Source organism: Eubacteriales bacterium, assembly GCA_041390245.1.
Classification (GTDB): Bacteria; Bacillota; Clostridia; order Christensenellales; family JAWKQI01; genus JAWKQI01.
The window spans coordinates 61014-78845 of record JAWKQI010000004.1 but is presented as its reverse complement, the minus strand read 5'-3'; the positions used below and the strand labels follow the sequence as shown (position 1 = coordinate 78845).

Annotated in this window: 20 protein-coding genes; 8 read left to right on the top strand and 12 right to left on the bottom strand. The window is 37.8% G+C overall.

Features of this window, described 5'->3' with window-relative positions; all coding sequences use genetic code 11:
- Positions 1-5 precede the first annotated feature (5 nt).
- Together R2876_05905 and R2876_05900 are read right to left on the bottom strand one after the other, a co-directional pair.
- Positions 6-398, bottom strand: a complete 393-nt coding sequence (locus R2876_05905; protein MEZ4358143.1) for a phosphodiester glycosidase family protein — start codon at positions 396-398, stop codon at positions 6-8.
- Entirely contained in the window at positions 371-1030 is a 660-nt protein-coding gene (locus tag R2876_05900) for a hypothetical protein (GenBank protein ID MEZ4358142.1), read from the bottom strand. The genes R2876_05905 and R2876_05900 overlap by 28 nt, the downstream gene beginning before the upstream one ends.
- A gap of 244 nt (positions 1031-1274) precedes the next feature.
- On the opposite strand from R2876_05900, the gene R2876_05895 reads away from it, so the two are divergent.
- The 3 genes from R2876_05895 (at position 1275) to dmpI (ending at position 3718) form a co-directional block, all read left to right on the top strand.
- The gene (locus R2876_05895) at positions 1275-2897 is read left to right on the top strand and encodes an InlB B-repeat-containing protein (protein ID MEZ4358141.1); all 1623 of its coding nucleotides are present in this window, start codon (positions 1275-1277) and stop codon (positions 2895-2897) included.
- Between the two features lie 204 nt (positions 2898-3101).
- Positions 3102-3461, top strand: a complete 360-nt coding sequence (locus tag R2876_05890) for a hypothetical protein (GenBank protein ID MEZ4358140.1) — start codon at positions 3102-3104, stop codon at positions 3459-3461.
- A 68-nt stretch (positions 3462-3529) separates the two neighbouring features.
- Positions 3530-3718: a 4-oxalocrotonate tautomerase DmpI gene (dmpI, locus tag R2876_05885; protein MEZ4358139.1), complete on the top strand. Its 189-nt coding sequence runs from the start codon at positions 3530-3532 to the stop codon at positions 3716-3718.
- A 75-nt stretch (positions 3719-3793) separates the two neighbouring features.
- On the opposite strand, the gene R2876_05880 is transcribed toward dmpI, so the two are convergent.
- Complete coding sequence (locus tag R2876_05880) at positions 3794-4537, bottom strand: hypothetical protein (protein ID MEZ4358138.1); 744 nt, start codon at positions 4535-4537, stop codon at positions 3794-3796.
- 158 nt (positions 4538-4695) lie between these two features.
- On the opposite strand from R2876_05880, the gene R2876_05875 reads away from it, so the two are divergent.
- Positions 4696-5382, top strand: a complete 687-nt coding sequence (locus R2876_05875) for a DUF3298 and DUF4163 domain-containing protein (GenBank protein ID MEZ4358137.1) — start codon at positions 4696-4698, stop codon at positions 5380-5382.
- Between the two features lie 41 nt (positions 5383-5423).
- Here R2876_05875 and R2876_05870 read toward each other — a convergent pair whose 3' ends face one another.
- The gene (locus tag R2876_05870) at positions 5424-5714 is read right to left on the bottom strand and encodes a hypothetical protein (GenBank protein ID MEZ4358136.1); all 291 of its coding nucleotides are present in this window, start codon (positions 5712-5714) and stop codon (positions 5424-5426) included.
- 11 nt (positions 5715-5725) lie between these two features.
- Positions 5726-5908: a holin gene (locus R2876_05865; GenBank protein MEZ4358135.1), complete on the bottom strand. Its 183-nt coding sequence runs from the start codon at positions 5906-5908 to the stop codon at positions 5726-5728.
- A gap of 489 nt (positions 5909-6397) precedes the next feature.
- Between R2876_05865 and R2876_05860 the strand changes: the two genes are divergently transcribed.
- Positions 6398-7621, top strand: coding sequence for an O-antigen ligase family protein (locus tag R2876_05860; GenBank protein ID MEZ4358134.1), 1224 nt, complete (start codon positions 6398-6400; stop codon positions 7619-7621).
- A 40-nt stretch (positions 7622-7661) separates the two neighbouring features.
- Here the strand turns inward: R2876_05860 and trpA are convergent, their stop codons facing one another.
- Genes trpA through trpE form a run of 7 tightly spaced genes read right to left on the bottom strand, consistent with a single transcriptional unit; the run spans position 7662 to position 14093 of the window.
- Positions 7662-8450 (bottom strand): tryptophan synthase subunit alpha, encoded by a 789-nt coding sequence (gene trpA / locus R2876_05855; protein ID MEZ4358133.1) that lies wholly within the window; start codon positions 8448-8450, stop codon positions 7662-7664.
- A complete protein-coding gene (gene trpB, locus R2876_05850) occupies positions 8447-9637 on the bottom strand; it encodes a tryptophan synthase subunit beta (GenBank protein MEZ4358132.1) in 1191 nt (396 codons plus the stop codon). The genes trpA and trpB overlap by 4 nt, the downstream gene beginning before the upstream one ends.
- The gene (locus tag R2876_05845) at positions 9630-10244 is read right to left on the bottom strand and encodes a phosphoribosylanthranilate isomerase (protein ID MEZ4358131.1); all 615 of its coding nucleotides are present in this window, start codon (positions 10242-10244) and stop codon (positions 9630-9632) included. Before R2876_05845 ends, trpB begins: the two co-directional genes overlap by 8 nt.
- On the bottom strand, positions 10237-11025 hold the full coding sequence (gene trpC / locus R2876_05840) for an indole-3-glycerol phosphate synthase TrpC (GenBank protein ID MEZ4358130.1): 789 nt from the start codon (positions 11023-11025) through the stop codon (positions 10237-10239). Before trpC ends, R2876_05845 begins: the two co-directional genes overlap by 8 nt.
- Entirely contained in the window at positions 11026-12048 is a 1023-nt protein-coding gene (gene trpD, locus R2876_05835) for an anthranilate phosphoribosyltransferase (GenBank protein ID MEZ4358129.1), read from the bottom strand.
- Between the two features lie 18 nt (positions 12049-12066).
- Positions 12067-12630 carry an aminodeoxychorismate/anthranilate synthase component II gene (locus R2876_05830; GenBank protein MEZ4358128.1) on the bottom strand — a complete coding sequence of 188 codons (564 nt, stop codon included), beginning with the start codon at positions 12628-12630 and terminating at the stop codon, positions 12067-12069.
- Positions 12630-14093: an anthranilate synthase component I gene (gene trpE / locus R2876_05825; protein MEZ4358127.1), complete on the bottom strand. Its 1464-nt coding sequence runs from the start codon at positions 14091-14093 to the stop codon at positions 12630-12632. Before trpE ends, R2876_05830 begins: the two co-directional genes overlap by 1 nt.
- Positions 14094-14475: 382 nt before the next feature.
- On the opposite strand from trpE, the gene nadA reads away from it, so the two are divergent.
- Genes nadA through nadC form a run of 3 tightly spaced genes read left to right on the top strand, consistent with a single transcriptional unit; the run spans position 14476 to position 17791 of the window.
- The gene (gene nadA, locus R2876_05820) at positions 14476-15381 is read left to right on the top strand and encodes a quinolinate synthase NadA (GenBank protein MEZ4358126.1); all 906 of its coding nucleotides are present in this window, start codon (positions 14476-14478) and stop codon (positions 15379-15381) included.
- Positions 15382-15409: 28 nt separating this feature from the next.
- Entirely contained in the window at positions 15410-16945 is a 1536-nt protein-coding gene (nadB, locus tag R2876_05815) for an L-aspartate oxidase (GenBank protein ID MEZ4358125.1), read from the top strand.
- 12 nt (positions 16946-16957) lie between these two features.
- The gene (gene nadC / locus R2876_05810; protein MEZ4358124.1) at positions 16958-17791 is read left to right on the top strand and encodes a carboxylating nicotinate-nucleotide diphosphorylase; all 834 of its coding nucleotides are present in this window, start codon (positions 16958-16960) and stop codon (positions 17789-17791) included.
- Positions 17792-17832 lie beyond the last annotated feature (41 nt).

Below are 17832 nucleotides of genomic sequence, written 5' to 3'. Positions count from 1 at the left end.
TCTCCTTATTCATCTACGATATATAAAATATCGCTAACGCTTCTTCCTCCATTGTATGGCTGATTAAAAAAATCGCCTTCGAAAACCATTTCTGAAGTCTGGCCGCCGTCTAGATTAAAGGCTGCCTTACAACCTAAGTTGTAAAAGAGCTGCGATAGGGCCTTTAAAGAGTATCCGTTTGAATATCCAGGCTGCCTACCATCCACTACTACAAAGCAATAATGGCCAGGTTCGTAGTATCCAATAGCGGTTCTTGGGTTCCTTGCATTAAGATCGGAATTAAATTCTTCCATTGGCTGTCCGCCGTCTAAAAGCATCGGCCCAAATGTCCAAGCTTGATATGCGCCTTTACTCTTTATTTCATCTATATCTATCTCATCTGCTGTATACGTCTGCATGCTGCCGTCGTTGTACATGACCAACGAATCTTATATATTTCGTCACGATAAAGTACACCGTTACGAATAACGATTCCGGCATTATTGGCATAATAATCTCCGTTTATCGCAATTATTGCATCGTTGTTTTCAGCAATAGTATCTGTACCTTCATGGTACCCTTTACCATATGTATCTTTAGCAAATGCAGTTTTAAAATACTTTATGTCCGCTATATATATGTCCGCAACGTAATACGTAACGTCGTCTTCTTGAACTTTTTCAATGCTTATATTAACGTTTGCACTCTTATATGAATTTTCAGTCTTCTCAACTTCTCCTTTTGTAAACTTGTCCGCAAATTTAGTGCTCCAAGAAACTTCTGTATCAGTTGTGGAGGAACCTTCAGTATTTGTATCCTCAGTTTGGCTTGCCTCCGGGAGAACTTGTGAATCCTGGCTTAGATCCCTTGGCAATATAAAATAATAAAGGGAAAATATCAAAAGCGCCAAAGCAGCTATTAAAACGTCTATTGCAATGACTAGTAAAATAGGTAATCTACGCTTTTCTCTCTGCTTTGACACATTATTATCTTTACCAAAAGAATTGTTTTTTACATTATTACGATTTGGTCGGTCATAACGCCTGTTCATTTAATCACGTCCTATCTATTCTATTTTTACAACTTAAAGATAAATTAGTCAATATTTCTTTTTCTTACTTTTAAATAATTAAATCTTCCTGCCCTTAAAAGTACATAATATCAGCCTTAAAACTAAGATTTTACTAAAAATAAGACAACCATTCATATAAAATTCTTCCGCGCATATACATAAAAAAGTATAGCAAATTTTTCTTTGTAAATACTATAAAAAAATAATATACGGAGGATACAATATGAAAAAGTATATCTCAATTATACTTGTGGTTTTACTTGTATTCACATTAATACCTATGCAAGCCTTTGCCTATCAAGCAACACAAGTACACGTCAAGAATGTTCCTAGCGGTGTGAAAGAAGTATACGTTAACTTCTCAAATGGAAGCAGCCTTCCATGCACCAAGTATGGAGGCGGGAGCAACTGGAAGCTGCCAGACGGCGGCTTATATGTTAGCGACGACATCACAGGCGTAACTATCGTTTGGAACGAACTTCAACGCTTAACTATATCAAGGTCTGGCCTAACATTTGGCGTTGAAGGAGGAGGCACATTGAACCTGACAATAAAGGGATGCCCGCAGCCTCCTACGCTATACGATGTTACCTACCAGTACACCGGGTCTGTGCCTAGTGGCGCTCCATCAGTACCGTCCAGCGAAAACTATACTGCCGGCACAGAAAATATTTCAGTCGCTGATAACCCGACATTAGAAGGTTACGTGTTCTCAGGCTGGGTGACAGACGACACAACAGTATCTAATGGTACATATACCATGCCAAGTCACGACGTAGTATTTAAAGGATACTGGACAAAAGCTAGCTATAACGTAACATATCAGTATACCGGAACTGTACCAAGCGGTGCACCTGCACTTCCTTCAGGTGGAAGCTATACTTGGGGCACTACCAATATCCCCGTAGCTTCTAAACCATCCATGTCAGGCTACATCTTTACCGGCTGGACTACGGATGACGTAACAGTTATATGCGGAAAATTTACTATGCCTAAAAAAGATGTGGTATTTACCGGTACTTGGACAAAAGTGTCTTACGACGTCAGTTATGAATACACCGGAACTGTACCGTCCGGCGCTCCTGCGCTGCCATCGACCAGCAGCTATGCATGGGGAACGGAAGATGTTGCAGTTGAAGCTACTCCAACTTTAGCAGGCTATATCTTTAATGGTTGGACAACAGACGACGCAACAGTTACAGATGGGACATTCACCATGCCACAAAGCAACGTAGTATTTACGGGAAGCTGGACAAAAATACCATATAACGTAACTTACCAGTATACAGGAACAGTACCAAGTAATGCTCCTACACTTCCTACAGGCGGAATTTATGAATGGGGCACAGAAGGTATTACGGTTGAAGCAGATCTTTCTTTAGAAGGCTATACCTTCTCAGGCTGGGTGACCGATGACGTAACTGTCGCCGGTGGCTCATTCACCATGCCGCAAAACCACGTAGTATTTACGGCAACATGGGCTAAGATACCTTATAAAGTAACTTACCAGTATACAGGAACAGTACCGTCTGGTGCTCCTGCGCTTCCCTCAGATGAAAGCCATGACTGGGGCACAGAAAATATTACAGTTGCCACTGCCCCGACTATGGAAGGCTATACCTTCTCAGGTTGGGCGACCGGCGATGTAACTGTTACATCCGGAACTTTCACCATGCCTCAAAAAGACGTAGTGTTTACGGCAACATGGGCAGAAAATGAAGTGCCAAAAACCGGAGATACATCAAATATTTTATGGTCAATAATTATTATGATAGTAAGCGTAATAGGTTCTAGTATCGCAGTTGTTTTAAAGGTGCTTAGTAGCAGAAAAAAGATAATGGAATAACTAGCTTAGATATTAAAAATTAATTTCATTATCATATAAGAAAAGGCTGATTTAAAATCGGCCTTTTCTTATATGATAAAAAATAATAGTAGCTGTAATCTTATTTTTATATTATAATATATTTACATTTTAAATTAACTTTTATATCATCAATCTTTTTTAACGCATATGATAATTCAAAAACTATATACGGAGGATAAAAATATGAAAAAAAAGTATATCTCGTTTATCATCGTAGCTTTGCTTATGTTAACCTTAATACCTATACAAGCTTTCGCATCTAAATCAACGCAAGTACATATCAGAAATGTTTCCAGTAGTGCCGTAGAAGTCTATGTTAACTTTTCAGATGGAAGCAGCATTTCTTGTGAAAAAACCGGGAGTATGTGGAGAATACCAGATAGCGGCGAATATGTATCTGACGATATCTTAAGTATAACAATTTGGTATTCAGATCAGAGTATAACATTACCAAGAGCTGTGTTAGACTTCGGAGTTGAAGCAGGCGGCACGGTAAACATATCTATTGGCGATTATCCGGACTTACCTGAGCTACCAGAATAATATAAACGATATAAAATCGTTTACCGGTTATATACTATTCAATTTTAAATTTAGGAAGGAATAAAAAAATGCCAGTTATTACACTAGAGGGCCCTAAAATGACAAAAGAACAAAAAGCCAAACTCGTAGAAGGGTTTGTTACTAATGCAAGCGAAGTACTTAATATTCCAAAGCAAGCTTTCGTTACGATCATTAAAGAAAATAGCTTTGACAATATAGGAAACGGAACAGTACTTTTGTCCGACAGGGATAAATAGTAATAACTTATATAACTTGATATAAAAAACGGCAGCTTTAAAGCTGCCGTTTTTTATAAAATATTTTTCAAACCTTTAATCAACTCTTGCATCTTCAAGCGCGCAGATTATTATTTCTTCAACGTCATCCATACTGACACTTTCGGGCATGTATCCACTGTAATACTGGCTATCGCTTAGGTCTTCTGACATTGGAACTATAACTGGGTCTTTGCCTTTTATATATATAACCCCTGCCCCTATTTCAGGATAATTGTCGGTTTTAATCTTTAATAAATCGTCTACTATTCCCCAGCTTTCGTTTACAATTTGAAATTTATCTTTATCCTCTTTTATAAAAGAAAGCGGAGTGCCATCTAAAATGGGTTCCTCCAGAGTTATAACATCTGTACTTATAACAACTTTATTGATATCCTTTACGCTATCCATTTGCTCTTCACTTAGAATATAATTATGAAAATCTACAACCAAAGTAAAGTCAGCCAGTCCATTAAAAGACGTATCCCCAAAATAAGTATTTGCAGACAATTTTATTTCATCGTCTTTTAACAGATCAATGTTTAAATAAAGCCCTACGTCAGAAGTTAAAACTTCCGAACTTTCAAATGTAAGTGAAAACAAATATTGTTCTAGATCACTGAATTCGTCTTCCGGTATATATTTCATAGACCAGCTTTTTAGACTTATTTCAGGTTTCAATACCGTTACTTGCTCAGTAGCCTGGCTTGATTGCTGTATTGTTTCTTCTGCTGCTGTACTGCAAGCGCTTACTATAACAAGAAAAACTAAAACTAATCCTACTGAAATTAATTTACGCATTATGCAATACCTCCCAAATCATCTAATTATTTACATTTTATAATAACTGTTATTCTCTAAAAAAGCAATAAGCCTTTATAGTTAAAGCAACCGCTTTTAGTAAAATAAGTGTCATATAGATATTAAACGCATAAGATGAAGTGTAGGAGGGGATTAATATGTATTTAGAAAATAATAGTGCAGATATTTCCTTTAAGGAAATCAACAGGGAATTTATATATAACGATTTAGTAATGATAACGCTTAAGATTACATATCCAGAAATAAAACTAGCAGATAACTTTAGGGCGCAAAACCGTATAAATGCCAGTATTACATCGGAAGTATATGACTTTTTTGGCTATACAGCAAGCACATTATACTTTGAGGCAATAAGAGAATATAAAAATGCAATTCAAAATAATTTCCCATTTAGAACATACGAAGCCGTTTTAAACTATGAAATAACGTATAACGAAGACTGTTATTTAAGCGCTTACTCAGATCAATATGTATTTACAGGCGGCGCACACGGCAATACTATAAGGTCATCCAACACATGGAGCCTAAAAACAGGCCGGAAGATCCCGCTTTCTAGCTGGTTTATTAAAGATAAAGATTATAAACGTTTATTATTAGATCAGATACTAAAACAGGCTGGGATGAATATTAACCAAAACCCTGGAATATATTTTGAGGATTACCGTTCTTTAATCGTCAAGTATTTTAACCCCAAAAGTTACTATCTTACTTCATCCGGCATAGCCGTATATTATCAGCAGTATGAAATTGCCCCATATTCTACAGGCATAGTCGTTTTCAATATCCCATATAAAATACTTGGGGTATATCCTTCGTGCGATTAATTACATTTGTCTTTAACATAAAACTAGGGTAGGAAACTAACCTACCCTAGTAATGTCGCCATTAAAAATGCTACCACCGCGCCTATAACTCCGGTTGCTAAAGAAGCCCAGATCATATTTATTTTATATCGCTTGTCATTTTCAATAGCGCCTAAACGTCCATCTATATTTTTAAATTGCTCTGCTAATTTTTCAACTGATAAAGCCAAATTATTTGTGCTTTTTGCAAGTTCACGTATTTCCTTTTGTTGTTCAAAAAGTGTCTTTATTTGCTGCCCGTGTTCCGCTATTTCTGTCGTATGAGAAAATAGTATCTCATCTACATTTTCCATGAAGCCCTCCTTTAGATATTTTTACTATCTGTAGGATTGTTTATTATGCCGAAACCTACCAGTACTGGGCAAAGCACATCTAGGAATCCATTCATGAAGTCGCCTATGTCAATACCGGCAAACTGCTTTACGCAAAATACTACAAGTGCCGCAATAGATAACCATAAAGCCCACGACTTAAACCTGTTTTGCATATACATTCCCTCCTTTTATTTTATTCTGTATGCCCATCTATCTGTGATTGAATTTACTTATCTTTTTATAAAATAACAACTAAGTTCAAAACAAATAGGCCTTTTTAAACGTCGATATAGAAGAGCATAGTGATATTTATGCTTTAAATCCAAATTAAATGCGGGAGGACACTTTAAATAAGTAAAAACAGCAAAGAGAAAGCCCTAATATCTGTCCTATAAGATTAATGTAAAATCAACGTGCAAATTTTAAATGGAAACTTTAAAAGTTATATAATAAACTTTTTTTAAATATACATTTTCTATATTGTTAAATATATGATATACTTATAAAAACGGTTAAAAACACGAATTATGTAATATAAATGGTTAAATATTCGCGTTTTGCCCCAAAAGCGCTAAAAAGCTTTAAAAAACAGCATGTCGGGTATTTTGATATATGCAATAAAAAGATGTAATATATTGAGCATGATGCTAGAAAAGTAAAATATGATTGTAAATAAGATGTTGACTAATATATTAAAAACAAAATACACTGGCGATGAAATCGCAGTCTTACTTATGGTATTTTCTATATTCATATCGGTTTACGCAGTTGGCGTATGTGTAGTTTCATTAGTTATATACTTAATTGCCTCCGGTAGAATAAAGGAAATATTTTTTGGTGTAAAAAATTCTTTAATTTTAATGCTGCTTCCTGCTGTAGCAATAATAACCTCAGCTATTTATGGATCGATTCTAGAAATAGGAATAGCACTTGGCATCACTCTTATATTTATAGCAGCTATATATATAAGATCTGTGATGACTAAAAATCTGTTTGACAATATTATCGAACTAAGCTGCTTTTTAAGTATCCTTATTTTTGTCATCGCATTGCTGCAAAAATTTATTTTAGGGTTTGACAGCCCGAAGTTCCGTTCTGAGTCTGTATTTAACAATGCAAATTACTATGCGACTATGATCGAAATAGTAACTATATTTGCTGTATATAAACTAATTGATAAAAACAGAAAATATAATTTCCCTTATTATATTTTTGTACTTTGCGTTAATTTAATCGGGCTTATATTAGCCCAATGCAGAACAGCCTTTGTAGTTATTTTGATACTTGTTCCGATCTTATTTATGCTCCTTAACAAAAAAAAGTATTTAATTATATACGCCGGGTTTATGGTAACGATTACAGCACTTCTCCTTATAATCCCCGAAATCTTACCTAGAGTGGATAGCGTAGATGCCGATATAGGAAAAAGGATGCTCATTTGGAAAGCAGCGATAAAGTCTATTGAAAGTCGGCCGTTATTTGGCGGCGGCTGCCTTACTTACCCTCATATATATTTACTTTATGGAGGTATAAAAGCCAACCATGCCCATAATATATTTCTTGAATCAATGCTAAACTACGGAATAGTTGGAACCGCCTTTGCACTTTTTTATTTTTACACAAACATCTTTGAGATTTTTAAAATCTATATAAGCGGGATAGATAAAGAAAGAACTTCCCTTGCAATAGTGATAGTGTTTGTCGTTTTAGTTCACGGTATGCTAGATGCCACGGTCTTTTGGCCGCAGACAGGCCTGCTCGTTCTTTTAATCATAGCATGTTCAGGTATATACGAAAAAGACCACCCGATGATGGTTACATCTTGCCAAACATGTAATAAGAATGTAAATAAAAATCTATTTAACAGTTTAAAACCTAGATTTTAAAACCATAAAAAAAGTGCGGTATACCGCACTTTTTTTATGGCTATTTTAAAGCGTCTTTTAATTCTTTAACGAACTTAGAAACCCTTTTAACCATATCGCCCTTTGAGCCATCTCCAATTAACCGTACTATAGCAGAGCCTACTATTATGCCTTCTGCGTATTTTTTGAGCTCTTCAACCTGTCTAGGCGTTGAAATGCCAAATCCCAAGACTCTCGGAGTATCTGTAAAACACGCAATCTCGGATGTAAAAGATGCAAAATCCGTTTTAAAACTGCTCCTCGTCCCGGTAACACCAGATGACGTAACACAGTATATAAAACCGCTCGAGTCTTTAACTAACTGCTTTAAACGCTCTTTTGATGACGGAGTTACAAGGGCAATTATATCTACAGGATATTTTTTAAAGGCATTTTTATAATTTAGCTTTTCTTCATAAGGCAGATCCGGGATCACAAGTCCATCTACACCGGACAGTGTACAGTCTTTTAGAAAGTTTTCTATACCATACTGCATTATACAATTAAAATACAGCAAAAAAACTATAGGTATATCTGTAACTTTTCTAACTCTTTTAACAAAAGAAAATATATCCTTTATTTTAAAACCGTTTTTTAATGCCCTGCTGGCTGCCTGCTGATTTACCGGGCCATCTGCCAACGGGTCCGAGTATGGTATACCTAGCTCGATTATATCTGCCCCAGCACTTTCAGCGGACAGTATTAATTCAAAAGTCGTTTCCATATCCGGATCCCCTGCAAAGAAGAATGGGATAAGCGCTTTTTCCCCTAACCTTTTAAGTTCAATAAATTTATCACCAATCCTTGTCATTTCACTTTAACCCCCATATGTTTTGCAACGATCTGAACGTCTTTGTCTCCCCTTCCTGATACATTTATAACGATTATAGCATCTTTAGAAGTTTTAGGTACTATTTTCATAGCATAAGCGACCGCATGAGAGCTCTCAAGTGCCGGAATTATCCCTTCTGTCTTAGATAAAAACTCAAATGCATCAACCGCCTCATCATCTGTAACCGATTCATAATAAACCCTGCTGCTGTCGTGAAGATATGCGTGTTCAGGGCCTATTCCGGGATAATCGAGCCCCGCGGATATCGAATGTACCGGTAATATTTGCCCGTCTTTATCCTGCAAAAAATAAGACAACATCCCATGTAGCACCCCAGGTGCACCGGCAGCTAATGCCGCAGCATGATACGGTGTGCCAATACCTAGGCCTGCCGCTTCAACTCCGATCATCTTAACTTTATCGTCATTGATAAAAGGATAGAAAAGCCCCATGGCATTACTTCCTCCTCCTACACATGCTATTAAAAGATCCGGCTGCCTGCCCTCTTTTTTATTTATCTGTTTTTTTACTTCCTTCCCGATAATACTTTGAAAATCTCTAACCATCATAGGGTACGGATGCGGCCCGACAACGGAGCCTATAACATAATATGTATCTTTATACGTTGCCGCCCAGTCGCGTATTGCCTCGCTTGTCGCATCTTTTAACGTAGCCGTTCCAGTTTTAACAGGGTTGACTTTTGCTCCTAAGAGCTCCATCCTGAATACATTCAAACCCTGCCGGTCAACGTCCTCCTGCCCCATATATACCTCACACTCCATGCCAAACAGTGCGGCTATCGTTGCAGTTGCGACACCGTGCTGGCCCGCGCCCGTTTCAGCTATTATCCGCTTCTTGCCCATTCTTTTTGCTAAAAGCATCTGTCCTATAACGTTATTTAGCTTATGCGAACCGGTATGGTTTAGATCTTCACGCTTTAAGTATATTTTCCCGCCGTTTAAAATCTCTGTCATCTTCTTTGCATAATAAAGAGGCGTTTCCCTGCCGGCATATTCCTTTAAGTAATATTCCTTTTCTTTTTTAAACTGTATATCTTTCCTGGCTGCATTATATGCATCGTTTAATTCGCTTAATGAATTCATAAGCGTCTCTGGCACATACATACCACCATATTTACCAAAGTAACCTTTACTAAATTCAGGCATGACAATTCCTCACTTTATCTATAAATTCTTTTACTAAACAATAATCTTTTTTCCCTTCTGTTTCTACGCCGCTGCTTACGTCAACTGCATATGGATTTACCGTTTTAACTATTGTCTTAACATTTTCAGGCGAAAGGCCTCCAGCCAGTACTATTTCGTCTTTCTTGCTAAGATATCGGATCAAGTTTAAATCAAACATTTTACCTGACCCTCCGTAAGAGCCTAATACAAACGTATCTAGTAAAAACCTGTCTACATTATAAAACTTAACCTTGTCTAGATCTATTGAGTCTTTTATACGTATCGCCTTCCATACGCTTGCACCATCGTAAAAACAATCCTGCGGTTTTTCATCGCCATGAAGCTGCAAAACATCAAGATTGCATTCCTCTTTTAGCTTATTTATAGTCTCCTTTTTTTCGTTTACAAAAACGCCTACCTTTTTTATCTTGCTGCTTAATAAAGAAGATAAAACTTTAGCCTCGTTTAAACTTATGTACCTCTTGCTCGTAGGGCAGAATACAAAACCTATATAATCAGGTAATAGCGCGTTTACTATATCTATATCATCTCTAGATTTAATCCCGCATATTTTTACCTTAGCCACGTTTATCGCCTCTCAATTCGTCCATTTTCCGCTTTATAGACCTTGCCTTCATCAAGCTCTCTCCGATAAGCACTGCGTCAACTTTAAATTCTTCTAAGTAGACTATGTCGCTTCTTTTATCTATACCGCTCTCGCTTACAACTGCCACTCCTTTAAGTATCATATTAGCAAGTTTGCCCGTCGTCTGTATGTTAACGTCAAACGTATTTAAATCCCTATTGTTAATGCCGATAATATCTGCGCCAGAATTTAGCGCCCTTATTAATTCTTTACTGTCATGAACTTCTACCAGCGCATCCATATTAAGTTTATTTGCCATTTCCCTAAAGGCTTTTAGTTCGGCATCTTTTAATATCGCTGTAATAAGCAATATTGCATCTGCCCCCATCAAAGCAGCCTCATATACCTGCCATATGTCGAATATAAAATCTTTTCTTAAAACGGGAATTTCAACCGCCTTTTTTACCTGCTTCAGGTATTCCCCGCTGCCAAGAAAAAAATCCTCTTCCGTTAGAACAGATATAGCTGCCGCCCCAGTTTTCTCATACTCTTTGGCTATTTTAACAGGATCAAAATCCTTACAGATAAGCCCTCTGGATGGAGACGCCTTTTTTACTTCGGCAATTATAGAAATTCCGCCTGATTTAAGCGCATCTTTAAAAGAATGATGCCGCGCCTCACTATTAATGTCTATTTGCGACTTCATTTCGTCAATCGTAATATCTTTTTTTGCCGCTTCAACGCGTATTTTCTTTTTATCTACTATAGTATCCAGAATCATTTAACTCACCTTTAATGCATTGGTAAATTCAACAAATTCGTTTAGCTTTTTGTATGCGCTTCCATTATCTATTATATCAGCTGCTAACTTCATTCCCTCACTTAGAGTCTTTGCTTTGTTTCCTACATAAATAGCAGCCCCCGCATTTAAGATAACTATATCCCTCTTTGCACCTTTTTCACCTTTGAATAAAGCTATGATCATTTCCGCGTTTCCCTTCGGGTCAACGCCCTTTACTTCAGATAACTTTCTCTTTGAAAATCCGAAATCTTCAGGATTAATAGTATACGTACGTATCTCACCGTTGAAAACTTCGCTTACCTTTGTCGGTGCAGATATAGATATTTCATCCAGCCCATCTTCGCTGTTTATTACCATTGCGTGTTTGGCGCCTAAGTTCTTTAAAACTTCTGCCATTGGCTCTGTCATGTCCGAACTGTATACCCCCATTAACTGCCCTTCGACTCCGGCCGGGTTGGTAAGAGGCCCTAACATATTAAACACAGTCCTGACACCTAATTCACGTCTTGGCCCTATCGCATATTTCATGGCCCCGTGAAAAGCCGGTGCAAACATAAAGCCAATTCCTACGTCCTCTATACAACGGCAAACGTCTTCCTTAGGAAGGTTTATAATTACGCCCAGCTCCTCAAGCACGTCTGCGCTACCGCTTTTGCTGCTTACAGAGCGGTTGCCGTGTTTAGCAACGCCGACTCCGGCCGCACTTGCCACGAAAGCAGCTGCAGTTGAAATATTGAATGTATTGGCACCGTCTCCGCCTGTTCCGCATGTATCTATCAAAAACGGTACTTTAGGAGAAATTCTGCTTGCATTTTCCCTCATAGAAATGGCAAACCCTGTTATCTCGTCTACAGTTTCACCCTTCATTCGCATAGCTGTTAAAAATCCCCCTATTTGCGCTGGTGTTGCTGAACCGCTCATTATATAATCCATTACGGCCTTTGCTTCGCTACGAGTTAAATCTTCTTTATTTATTATTTTAGATATTGCTTCCTTTAACATTTTTATATATCCCCCTATCTATAATCTTAAAAAATTTTTAAGTATTTGCTTCCCGTCTGGTGTCAATACCGATTCCGGATGAAACTGGAGCCCGAATATAGGCAGCTTTTTATGTTTAATCCCCATTATCTCTTTAGAATCTGTCATTGCTGTAATCTCAAGAGTATCCGGAAGGGTATCTTTATCAACTATCAGCGAATGGTACCTAGCCGCTTTTATTACAGGCGCTATCCCATTAAAAATAGGGCAGTCCCCCAATTTTATATCAGATGCCTTGCCATGTACAAGCTGCGGCGCATGGACTATATCCGCGCCAAATGCATAACCTATTGCCTGATGTCCAAGGCATATTCCAAGTATCGGGGATTTTTCCGATAAAGCTTTTATAGCATCTACTGCAATGCCGGCAGACTTCGGATAACCCGGCCCCGGCGATATTATTAAGTGGCTGTATGGCATATCAGCCAAATCGCTAACCGTAATTTGGTCGTTCCTTATTACCACTACGTCTTTATTTAATTCTCCTATATACTGATATAAGTTATAAGTAAACGAATCGTAATTATCTATTATCACAATCATTAAATATCACCTGCCTCACGAAGCGATGCAAATAAAGCATGCCCTTTATTTAGCGTCTCCTCATATTCGTTTTCGGGAACAGAGTCTGCAACTATTCCCGCTCCTGCCTGTATATACGCCTTTCCTTTATTAAAGACAATAGTACGTATAGCAATACAAGTATCGAGGTTGCCATCAAAACCCATATAACCGACGCAGCCACCATAAATACCCCGTTTTACCGGTTCTAATTCGTCTATTATCTGCATAGCGCGTACCTTCGGTGCACCGGATAAGGTCCCTGCCGGCAACACTGCCGTAAGTGCATCAAAACAGTCTTTATCATCGTCTAGTTCACCTTGCACGTTCGAAACTATGTGCATAACTTTTGAATATTTTTCTATATGCATCGGGTTTAAAACCTTAACGCTACCAAACTTGGATATCTTGCCTAAATCGTTTCGCCCGAGGTCTACTAACATCGTATGTTCCGCCATTTCCTTTTCGTCTTTTAAAAGCTTTTTTGCCAAAAGTTCATCTTCGTCCTTATCTTTCCCCCTGCGGCTTGTACCGGCTATGGGGCAGGTCTCAACGATGCCGTTTTCAACGCGTACCATCAGCTCGGGCGAAGAACCAACGATGATAGCATCACCGAACTTTAAGTAATATAGATATGGCGATGGATTAAGCGTTCTTAATACACGGTATACGCGAAGAGGGTTTATGTCCGTTTCAATTGCGAAACGCTGGGATAAAACCACTTGAAAAATATCGCCGTTTCTTATATACTCCTTTGCCTTATCTACGTTTAACATAAATTCGTTTTTAGTAAAGTTGCTTTCCATTTTAATCTCGTCAAACGATACCGCCTTTATTGGCTTAATATATTTATAAGGTGTTATAAGCTCATCTGCCGTGATTTCAATGCGCTGCCTTGCTATCTCATAATTCTTTTCAATATCGCCCGCTGTGTCAACATTTACTATAACCATGACCCGCTGTTTTAAATGGTCGTAAGCTACTACTTCGTCATAAAAGGCAAGATAACTGTCCGGCAAGCGTATGTCATCTTCCGGTGTATCAGGCAGGTATTCTATATGCCTGACCATATCATAGCCTATATATCCGACAGCACCGCCACAAAACCTAGGCATGCCCTTAAGGCTGATGCCTTTATAATCATTTAAAAGCGCCTTTAGTTCCTTGAATGGGTTACCCTTTTTAACGGTTGTTTTTTCATCCTTAGTTATGGTTATATCATCTCCACTGCTTTTAAAGGTCATGAACGGGCGGCGTGCTATAAATGAATACCTCGTCCATCTCTCCCCGCCTTCAACACTTTCCAGGAGGAAACTGTTTTCGTCGTCTGCATAACGCAAAAATATGCCTATGGGCGTTTGCGTGTCTAAAAACAGCTCCTCATAAACAGGGACCATACGAGCAGTTTTTGCAATTTTTTTAAATTCTTCAAAGTTTGGATACATAAAAAGCCTCTCCTTTTTGAAAAGAAGAGGCAGTTGATTTGTTTTTCAAAATTAAAATAAATACAAATACCAAAGCACATATCATAAAACTGATATGCCAAATGGAAAACTCTTCTCTTCTAATCTCATCTCATCTAACTAAATTTACTTAAATAAAAAGTAAAATCCAGTTGTTAAATTATAATATCATATGAAATACTAATTGTAAAGGTTAAAATATTGGTACCTTTATAGTTTTAAAAAAAGATAACGGATGCCCTTTAATATATGCATATTTAAAATTTTATTGATTAAAATTTGCAATTTGTATAGCAGACTGGTAAAATAACTATTAAAAATATGTAATAAAATAAAGATTTTAAACATAAAAAGGCAAAATGAAATGCAAGAAATTGAAAATGAAATTGAAAAATTAAAAAAAGAAAAAAACGCCATAATCTTGGCACACTATTATCAAACTGGAGATATCATAGACATTGCTGACATGGTCGGTGATTCTTTTGATCTAAGCAGGAAGGCAAAAGAAAATAATGCAGATATAATTGTCTTTTGCGGGGTCAGATTTATGGCGGAAAGCGCTAAAATTTTAAGCCCACAAAAAAAGGTGCTCTTACCTGCAAATGAAGCAGGCTGCCCTATGGCTGAAATGGTAACTACCGAGGATATAAAACGCTTAAAAAGCGAATACCCGGATGCAGCTACAGTCTGCTATGTCAATTCAACAGCAGATGTCAAAGCTGAGTGTGATGTATGCGTTACATCATCCAATGCCGTTAATGTCGTAAGCTCCCTTCCACAAAAACGTATCATATTCGTTCCAGACCAAAATTTAGCCAACTATGTTGCGAGCAAGCTGCCTGAAAAGGAAATAATACCGTTTAGCGGCTACTGCATAGTTCACCACAAAATAGACTTAGACGACGTAAGCAAGGCACTTAATGCAATGCCAGATGCTTTATTTTTAGTACACCCAGAATGTATTACGGCTGTTCTTAAAAAAGCAGATTTTATCGGCAGTACGGCACAGATAATAAAATATGTGAAACAATCCAGCCACAAAAAATTTATTATCGGAACCGAGATGGGCATTTTGCATGTGTTAAAAAAGGAAAATCCAGATAAAGAATTTTATTTATTATCCCCAAAATTATTCTGTACCAACATGAAAAAAACTAAATTAGTTGATGTACTAAATGCACTAAAATATGAGCAACATGAGATAACTCTTAGCAACGATATAATTGAAAAGGCTGGAAAAAGCCTTAACCGTATGCTTGAAATGGCATAACGGGTTTTAATATAATGGGGTTTTTTAAATGAAAAGATATACATTTGATATACAAGATAAGGACATAGAAAAACATTCTATCGACGTAGCTATTATTGGAAGCGGGCTGGCCGGCCTATATGCGGCTTACCACTTAAATCCTGCTTTAAAATGTGAGATGTTCACCAAAGAACGAATGGAGATAAGCTCCTCCTCACTGGCGCAAGGCGGAATTGCCGCCGTCACCAAAGAAGAAGACAGTTTTAATTACCATTTTGAAGATACAATAAAAGCCGGTGCCGGCATGTGCGATGAAAAGGCAGTTCATGTCATCGTAGAAGAAGGGCCTAAAGAAATAAACGAACTTTTAGCCCTTGGCACACATTTTGACCTGGATATAGATGGAAACCTGATGACAACACGTGAAGGCGGCCATGGTATGAGCCGTATACTTCATGCAGGCGGCGATGCAACTGGCCTTGAAATGGTCAGGACGCTTAAAAAAACGGTAATGAATAAAAAAAGCGTTACCATACACGAAAATTCATTTGTTTCAGATATTATAACTAAAGACAAACGCGTATGCGGATTAATGGTATTCGAAAATGACAAGTGGCATTTATACAAAACCGATTATATTATAGTCGCTACTGGCGGCCTTGGGCAGATCTACCGATATACGACCAACCCTATAGTTTCAACGGCAGATGGTTTTGCCCTTTCTAAACGCGCAGGTGCAACGCTTGAAAACATGGAATTTATACAATTTCATCCAACAGGGCTTTATACTCCTAAAAACAGAAACAAGCAGTGCTTCTTGATTTCAGAGGCAGTTCGCGGCGAGGGTGGCGTTTTGCTAAACGATGCCGGTGAAAGGTTCATGGTGGGAAAACATCCTTTAGCAGAGCTTGCACCAAGAGATATAGTAGCAAGAGAAATTTATAGAGAAATACAAAACCAAAAAACCCCTTATGTTAAACTTGATATAACAAGTAAGCCAAGTGAATTTTTAATAAAGCGCTTCCCTACTATTTACCATGCCTGCCTTGATAACGGAATAGATATAACTAAGGACTATATTCCTGTAGGCCCTGTTCAACATTATATGATGGGCGGAGTCAAAACTAATTTGTGGGGCGAGACCAAAATCAAGGGTCTTCTTGCCTGTGGCGAAGTCGCGTCTACGGGTGTCCACGGAGCCAACCGTTTGGCCAGTAACTCTACACTTGAATGCCTTGTGTTCGGCCGCCGCTGTGCTAACGTTATAAACGAAGGGTTTACGCATCTAAGCACTAACGTCTCACTTCCTAAAAATGAAGGGTTTATAGACAAAGATATAGATGCGGAAGCAAGGATTATAGACTTAAAGGGTATAATGGTAAAATACTGTGGTATAGTACGTACTGAAGAGGGGCTTTTAAAAGCCATAACCCTATTAAAAGATATGCTTAATGATATCGAAGGCGCAAAGCTGAAAAGCATAAGGGCGCTTGAGCTTTATAATATGGTAACCGTAGCTCAAACCATAGCAAAAGGTGCGTATAACCGTAAAGAGTCGGTCGGGGCACATTACCGGATAAACTAAATGGAGGGGCCTATGATAGATAAAAAGGTGCTTAACGATATAATAAAAATGGCTATAAAAGAAGATTTAAATACCGGCGATATAACCACTATGAGCACCGTACCTGAAGACAGGATGGTAAGTGGCAAATTTATTGCAAAATCACAGGGCATACTTTGCGGCATTGATATTGCAAAGGCTGTTTTTACATATGTGGATCCAGATATTACCCTTAACAATAATTTTTCCGATGGCGATGCTGTAAAAAAGGGAGACATAATAGCCACTATTGAAGGCCGCGCTGTATCCGTATTATTAGGCGAAAGATTAGCTCTTAATTTAATGCAGCGTCTTTCCGGGATTGCAACCAAGACAAATGAAGCCGTTAAAAAAGTGGCTGGCTTTCCGGTTAAGATAATAGATACGAGAAAGACAACTCCTGGCTTGAGGGTTTTAGAAAAATATGCTGTCAGAACTGGCGGCGGATATAACCACAGATACACACTATCAGATGGTATATTAATTAAAGACAACCATATTAAAGCTGCCGGCGGTATTGAAAATGCAATCTCTAAGGCACGTAATTTTGCACCTCATACTCTTAAAATTGAAGTAGAGGTAGAATCTATTCAGCAGGTTAAAGAAGCGCTTGCAGCAGGTGCCGAAATAATAATGCTTGATAATATGTCTTATGAGTCAATGGCTAAAGCTGTTAAGCTAATAAATAAAAGGGCACTTATTGAAGCTTCTGGTAATATGGATGAAAAAGACTTAAGAGAAGTAGCAAAAACCGGAGTTGACTATATATCTATGGGTGCGTTGACTAATTTTGTCAAACCACTTGATATCAGCTTAAAATTCATATAATATTTAAGAAAAGCTAAACGGTATAAATCTTAAACTTTACG